Here is a 7261-nt window from a genome sequence, read left to right on the forward strand (position 1 = left end):
TATACCGGCACCAGGCCAATGTAGCTGTCGGCGTCGGTTGGCGCATCAATGACGGCACCGTGTTCGTTCTGGTAACCCACACAGATGTTGATGGTTACCAGGCCGTCAAGGACGTCCAGCTTGGTCAGGCACAGACCCGAGATGCTGTTGATCTCGATAGCGCGACGCAGAATGACTGCATCGAACCAACCGCAACGACGTGCACGGCCGGTGGTTGCACCGAACTCGTGACCACGTTTCGCGAGGAACGCACCTACGTCGTCGAACAGTTCAGTCGGGAATGGACCCGAGCCAACGCGGGTGGTGTAAGCCTTGGTGATACCCAGGATGTAGTCCAGGTACATTGGACCAAAACCCGAACCGGTGGCAATGCCGCCCGCCGTGGTGTTCGAACTCGTGACGTACGGGTAAGTACCGTGGTCGATGTCCAGCAACGAACCTTGGGCACCTTCGAACATGATGTCTTTGCCCTGACGACGCATTTCATGCAGCGCAGCAGTGACATCGAGCATCATCGGCTTAAGCAGCTCAGCGTATTCCATGCACTCGTCGAGTGTTTTCTGGAAGTCGATGGCAGGCTCTTTGTAGTAGTTCACCAAAACAAAGTTGTGGTAATCGAGCAGCTCGCCCAATTTGGCAGCGAAACGCTCACGGTGGAACAGGTCGCCAATGCGCAGACCGCGACGCGCCACTTTATCTTCATAAGCCGGGCCAATGCCTCGGCCGGTGGTGCCGATCTTCAGCTCGCCACGGGCTTTCTCACGAGCCTGATCCAGCGCCACGTGATAAGGCAGGATCAGCGGGCAAGACGGGCTGATACGCAGGCGTTCACGTACCGGAATACCCTTCTCTTCGAGCTTGATGATTTCGCGCATGAGTGCGTCAGGCGCAACTACCACGCCGTTACCGATCAGGCATTGCACGCCTTCGCGCAGCACACCGGACGGAATCAGGTGCAATACAGTTTTCTCACCGTCGATGACCAGTGTGTGACCAGCGTTGTGTCCACCTTGATAACGAACCACGGCGGTAGCGTGCTCGGTCAGCAGATCAACGATCTTGCCTTTGCCCTCATCACCCCATTGGGTGCCCAGGACTACGACATTCTTACCCATAACACTTGTCCTCATTCACGCAAACTGGGTGCCGGCTGCGGCCGGCAAAGAAACTCAAGAGGCCAGCGGCAGCAACTGCCAAAGCCCTTCATGCTGAACCAACTGCCGGTCACAATCGGCGTCACGTGCGGCAGACACCAGCTGCCCAGGCAGTGCCTGGACCACGCGATGACCCTCGCTACGCAACTGGCAGACCTGTTGCCAGAGTGCCGTATCCGTACTGTCTGGCATCCAGATACCGCCAGACGGTAGCTCGATTTCCGCACGTCCCATTGTTACCAGGGTTTTCAAATCGGTAGAAAAACCGGTAGCCGGACGCGCCCGGCCAAAGTCCGCACCAATGTCATCATAGCGACCGCCTTGAGCGATTGCCTGGCCAACACCTGGCACAAAAACCGCAAACACAACGCCGGTGTGATAGTGATAACCACGTAACTCACCCAGGTCGAAATACAGCGGCAACTGCGGGAAGCGCGCAGAAAGGCGCTCCGCAATGGTCAACAAATCATCCAGCGCAGCCAATACGGGTGCCGGTGCATGAGCAAGTCGGTCGCGGGCCGACACCAATACTTCAGGTCCGCCGCACAAATCCACCAGCGCACGCAACATGACTGCCAGATCAGCCGGCAAGCCTTCGGTGAGTGCGATGACTTCGTCAATCGCCTTACGCTGCAACGCGTCGAACAACTGCTGCTCGACTTCCCCCGACAAACCGGCCGCACGGGCCAAACCACGGTAGATACCTACATGGCCCAGGTCCATGTGCACATCTGGCACATCGGCAAGCTGCAGCATTGCCAACATCAGGCTAATGACTTCAACGTCGCTGCTTGGACTGGCATCGCCATACAACTCGGCGCCCAGCTGAATCGGGCTGCGCGAGGACGACAACGCACGCGGCTGCGCATGCAACACACTGCCGGCGTAGCAAAGACGGCTTGGCCCTTCGCGACGCAGGGTGTGCGCGTCGATACGTGCAACCTGCGGCGTGATGTCAGCGCGAAAACCCATCTGCCGACCCGACTGCGGGTCGATCACTTTAAACGTGCGCAGGTCAAGGTCCTGACCAGCGCCCGTCAGCAGCGACTCCAGGTATTCGATATGCGGAGTGACGACGAATTCATAGCCCCAGCTTTGGAACAGGTCCAATACCTGACGACGCGCCACTTCAATGCGCGCCGCTTCCGGCGGCAGTACTTCTTCGATGCCATCTGGTAGCAGCCAGCGGTCAACCGTTGCCATTACGCCAATCCCCTATAATCCGGGCGGCCAGCCCTGAGGGCGAGCCTTGAGTGAAGCAGAGTGTGGTCAGGTGCAGCGTGCCTGCGTACATCACAAGCCCAGCAACACCCGCAGGCCGAGACCTGCACTGCGACCACCCTCCTCGAAAAACCTTGCCCAGCGTATTACCACGCCGCGGCCTATCCATCGTGCAGACGCAAAAAAGCCGGGATTTTCCCGGCTGCCGCATCATACACACGTTTTCCCTCGTGATCACCCCGCCAGGCAGTTTTGCCGCCCGGCGGGTGAATCGATTACGGCTTGGATTTTTCCAGGTAGCGGAAGAAATCGCTGCTCGGGTCCAGCACCATCACGTCACTTTTGTTCGCGAAGCTTTCACGGTAGGCACGCAGGCTACGGTAGAACGCGTAGAACTCCTGATCCTGACCGTAGGCCTTGGAGTAGATTGCCGAGGCCTGAGCATCGCCATCACCGCGCGCTTCTTCAGACTCACGATAAGCTTCTGCCAGAAGCACACGACGTTGGCGATCAGCATCGGCACGAATGCCTTCTGCCAGCTCGTTACCCTTGGCCCGATGCTCACGCGCTTCACGTTCACGCTCGGTGCTCATGCGTTCGAACACGCTGCGGTTCACTTCTTTCGGCAGGTCGATGGCCTTGACCCGAACATCGATGACTTCGATGCCCAGCTCTTTGTTGGCCATTGTATTCAGCGAAGCAGTGATATCCGCCATCAGCGCGTCACGTTCACCCGACACCACTTCGTGCAAGGTGCGCTTGCCGAACTGATCTCGCAGCCCGGATTCAAGACGACGAGACAGGCGTTCATCGGCGATTTGCTTGAGGCCGGATGTTGCGGTGTAGAAACGCTCAGCGTCCTTCACGCGCCACTTGGCATAGGCGTCCACCATGACGGCTTTCTTTTCCAGCGTCAGGAATCGTTGCGTCGGGGCATCGAGGGTCAGCAAACGACCGTCGAATTTACGCACCTGATTGACGTAAGGAACCTTTACATGCAGACCCGGTTGCACGTCAGCCTCGACGACACGACCAAATTGCAGCAGGACCGCACGTTCAGTCTGGGTCACGATGTAGAAGCTGTTCCAGGCAACCACCGCCAGCACTACACAAACTATCAGGGCGATCAGCGATTTATTGCTCATCAGCGACTCTCCCTTGTGCGCGTATCACGCTGCTGTTGGGCCTCGGAGGCAGCGCGTGCCCCGATCTCACTGCCGGCAGCAGGCGTACCGATTGCCGGAGCATTGGTGGCCTTGCCGCTTTCGATCATTTTGTCCAACGGCAGGTAAAGCAGATTGTTCTGCCCTTTATTGCCACCGGTCACGAGCACCTTGCTGGTGTTGCTGAACAGCTCTTGCATGGTGTCCAGGTACAAACGCTCGCGCGTCACCTCTGGTGCCTTGCGGTATTCAGCCACTAGCTTGGTAAAACGATCAGCTTCACCCTTGGAACGCGACACGACTTCGTCACGATAACCGTTGGCGTCTTCGACGATGCGCTGAGCCTGACCACGCGCTTCCGGAATCACACCATTGGCGTAGGTTTCAGCCTGGTTACGCGAACGCTGCTCGTCTTCACGGGCACGGATCACGTCATCGAAGGCTTCTTGAACTTCACGCGGCGCCGCAGCGCTTTGCACGTTCACCTGAGTGACGGTGATGCCGGTGCGATAGGTATCAAGGAAACGTTGCAGACGTTCCTTGATTTCGCTGGCCATCAACTCACGGCCTTCAGTCAGCACCTGGTCCATTGCGGTGGAACCCACCACATGGCGCAGGGCGCTTTCAGTCGCGTGCTGCAGACTCACTTCCGGCTGATCGACGTTCAGTACGAAGTCTTTCAGGTTGGTAATCTTGTATTGCACGGTCAACGGTACTTCGACGATATTCTCGTCTTCGGTCAGCATTTGCCCTTGCTTGCTATAGGCACGCTCGCGAGTGACGTTTTCCATGTATTTACGATCGAACGGCGGGAAATAGATATTCAGACCCGCGCCGACGGTGTCGTAGTACTTGCCGAAGCGCAGCACCACGGCTTGCTCCTGCTCGTCCACGACATAGATAGCGCTGTAAAGCCAGATTGCGACGAGCACAACCAAGCCGATGCCGAGTAGACCCAGACCACCGCCTTTGCGTTGTCCGCCGTCTTCACCGCCGCCACTGCCACTGCGTTTCTTACCACCACCGAACAACCCATTAAGGCTTTCCTGTAGCTTTCGGAAGGCCTCGTCGAGATCTGGTGGCCCCTTGCGGTCGCCGCCCTTGCGCTTACCACCCCAAGGATCCTGATTATTCGAGTTGCCACCCGGCTCATTCCAAGCCATAGCGCTCTCCATCTGATAAAGCAAAGACGCGCCCACGGCGCGCCGACCAATGCTACAGAATGCCTGAGTCAGCGGCACAACCGCTTTCAAAAGCTTTTATTGCAAAGTGTGTTGCTCGATGAATTCCAGCGGCTGCATTCCTTCGCGACTCACCAGGCGATTGAATTCAACACGCGGCAAACGAACAGCTAACAAGCTGCCCCCCTCATCATCATGCTCTTCGCTTTGCACAGCGCCCAACTTGAAGAACTGTGCGCGCAGTCGAGCAAATCGCTGGGGCAAGCGCAAGGTGCCGACGAATAAATCGTCACCCAGCAGCTCAGCCACGGCTTGTTTGAGCAGATCCAGGCCTCGACCATCACGGGCAGATAACCAGACTCGCTGCGGCTTGCCATCGGCATCACGCTGAATCTGCGGTTCTACCCCTTCAAGCAAATCGAGCTTGTTATACACCTCGAGGATCGGTAAGCCATCAGCACCGATTTCACCGAGCACGGCCATCACCTGCTCTATTTGCGCCAAACGCTCAGGCTCGTGAGAATCGATGACATGCAACAGCAAGTCAGAGTTGCTTGATTCTTCGAGGGTGGCGCGGAACGCTTCGACCAGCTTGTGCGGCAAATGACGAATGAAGCCTACCGTATCCGCCAACACGATCGGCCCGAAATCGTTGAGTTCGAGACGTCGCAACGTTGGGTCAAGGGTAGCGAACAGCTGGTCAGCAGCAAAAACGTTGGAATCGGTCACCGCATTGAACAGCGTTGACTTGCCCGCGTTGGTGTAGCCCACCAGAGAAACAGAAGGAATATCGGCGCGTTGACGACCTCGGCGAGCCTGGTCCCGCTGACTGCGGACCTTTTCCAGTCGGCTCTTGATTTGCTTCACGCGCACTCGCAGCAAACGCCGGTCGGTTTCAAGCTGGGTTTCACCCGGACCGCGCATGCCAATGCCGCCACCCTGGCGCTCCAAGTGAGTCCAGCCGCGAACCAGACGAGTACTCATGTGATCAAGCTGTGCCAGCTCGACCTGCAATTTACCTTCATGAGTACGCGCACGCTGCGCAAAGATATCCAGAATCAAACCCGTACGATCAAGCACGCGACACTCGAAAACACGTTCGAGGTTACGTTCCTGACTGGGCGTAAGGATGTGATTGAAAATAACGATGTCTACCTTTTCAGCTTTGACCTGGTCGCGTAACTCCTCGACCTTGCCGCTGCCAATCAGGTATTTGGCCGAAGGCCGATGACGCGGCACGACAACGAACGCGACAGTGTCTGCGCCGGCCGAAATCGCCAACTCCTGAAACTCCTGCGGATCTTCGCGCGCCTCAGGGTCCTGGCCATCCAAGTGAACGAGAATAGCCCGTTCACCACCACCGTGGCGCTCAAAGAACAAAGCAGACTCCTATCAGGCGTTACCTGGCTCAGCATCGCCGGCTTCGGTTTCGGTCGCGCTAGGCAAACGAATTGGACGAACCGGAACAACGGTAGAGATGGCGTGTTTGTAAACCATTTGGCTGACAGTGTTCTTCAGCAAAATTACGAACTGGTCAAAGGACTCGATCGTGCCTTGCAGCTTGATGCCGTTAACCAGATAAATCGAAACCCCAACCTTTTCTTTACGCAAAGTGTTCAGGTAAGGGTCTTGTAGCGAATGCCCTTTTGACATGTGCCGCACTCCTTTAAGGATCAATAGAAAAATAGTAAGCAAATTGGCTTACGCCGCCACCCCCCAAGGATAGACGGCAATTGCAAGGTCTCAGCTCAATATGGAGACCGATCCCAAGTATTTCAAGGCACGCGGCAGATTGTCGCAAGCCAGGCTGTCCAACCACTGCAAATCCTGCCAACTGCGTAACCAGGTGAACTGCCGCTTGGCCAATTGGCGCGTGGCAATGATGCCGCGCTCCTGCATCTGGTCCCACGTCAACTCACCTTCCAGATGATCCCAGACCTGACGATAACCTACGGCCCTTATCGAGGATAACCCGGTATGCAGGTCACCTCTGGCACGCAGGGCTAAGACCTCGTCAACGAACCCCTGTTCCAACATTTGTACAAATCGTTGCGTAATTCTGTCGTGCAGCAAGTGGCGATCTAGCGGAGCAATGGCCAACTTGGCGACAGTATAGGGCAATTGATGACGGCCGGAGGCGGCTGCTTCAGTACTTTGCGCAGTTTGTTGCTCGCGATGAGCAGTCATGCTCTTACCACTCACTCGGTACACTTCGAGTGCACGTATCAAACGTTGCGGGTCATTTGGATGTATTCGAGCCGCAGACACCGGGTCAATTTCGGCCAATTGGTCGTGCAGGTCTTGCCAGCCAAGGGTTGCAGCCTCGGCCTCAAGGTGCGCGCGCACTATCGGATCGGCCGGCGGCATGTCAGCCAGCCCATCCTGGAGTGCCTTGAAATACAACATGGTGCCGCCCACTAACAGCGGAATTTTTCCACGTGAAGTAATTTCGGCCATGGCTTCCAGCGCGTCAGCACGGAAATCAGCAGCAGAATAGCTTTGAGCAGGGTCAAGAATGTCAATCAGGCGGTGCGGAAACTCA

General features: G+C 56.8%; 7 protein-coding genes. All 7 read right to left on the bottom strand.

The genetic code is table 11. From position 1 onward, the window contains the following. On the bottom strand, nucleotides 1-1115 hold a 1115-nt coding region (locus JWR17_RS05010), incomplete at its 3' end, for an adenylosuccinate synthase (RefSeq protein ID WP_299828907.1). A gap of 54 nt (nucleotides 1116-1169) precedes the next feature. After that, a complete protein-coding gene (locus tag JWR17_RS05015) occupies nucleotides 1170-2357 on the bottom strand; it encodes an ATP phosphoribosyltransferase regulatory subunit (RefSeq protein WP_299828909.1) in 1188 nt (395 codons plus the stop codon). A 293-nt stretch (nucleotides 2358-2650) separates the two neighbouring features. Beyond that, nucleotides 2651-3520, bottom strand: a complete 870-nt coding sequence (gene hflC, locus JWR17_RS05020; protein ID WP_299828911.1) for a protease modulator HflC — start codon at nucleotides 3518-3520, stop codon at nucleotides 2651-2653. Then, nucleotides 3520-4701: an FtsH protease activity modulator HflK gene (gene hflK, locus JWR17_RS05025; RefSeq protein ID WP_299828913.1), complete on the bottom strand. Its 1182-nt coding sequence runs from the start codon at nucleotides 4699-4701 to the stop codon at nucleotides 3520-3522. Before hflK ends, hflC begins: the two co-directional genes overlap by 1 nt. Nucleotides 4702-4797: 96 nt before the next feature. Beyond that, entirely contained in the window at nucleotides 4798-6099 is a 1302-nt protein-coding gene (hflX, locus tag JWR17_RS05030) for a ribosome rescue GTPase HflX (protein ID WP_299828915.1), read from the bottom strand. 12 nt (nucleotides 6100-6111) lie between these two features. Continuing rightward, nucleotides 6112-6372, bottom strand: coding sequence for an RNA chaperone Hfq (hfq, locus tag JWR17_RS05035; protein WP_299828917.1), 261 nt, complete (start codon nucleotides 6370-6372; stop codon nucleotides 6112-6114). A 90-nt stretch (nucleotides 6373-6462) separates the two neighbouring features. Next, a partial coding sequence (miaA, locus tag JWR17_RS05040; protein ID WP_299828919.1) for a tRNA (adenosine(37)-N6)-dimethylallyltransferase MiaA occupies nucleotides 6463-7261 on the bottom strand: 799 nt, incomplete at its 5' end.

The organism is Pseudomonas sp., assembly GCF_028293835.1.
Classification (GTDB): Bacteria; Pseudomonadota; Gammaproteobacteria; order Pseudomonadales; family Pseudomonadaceae; genus Aquipseudomonas.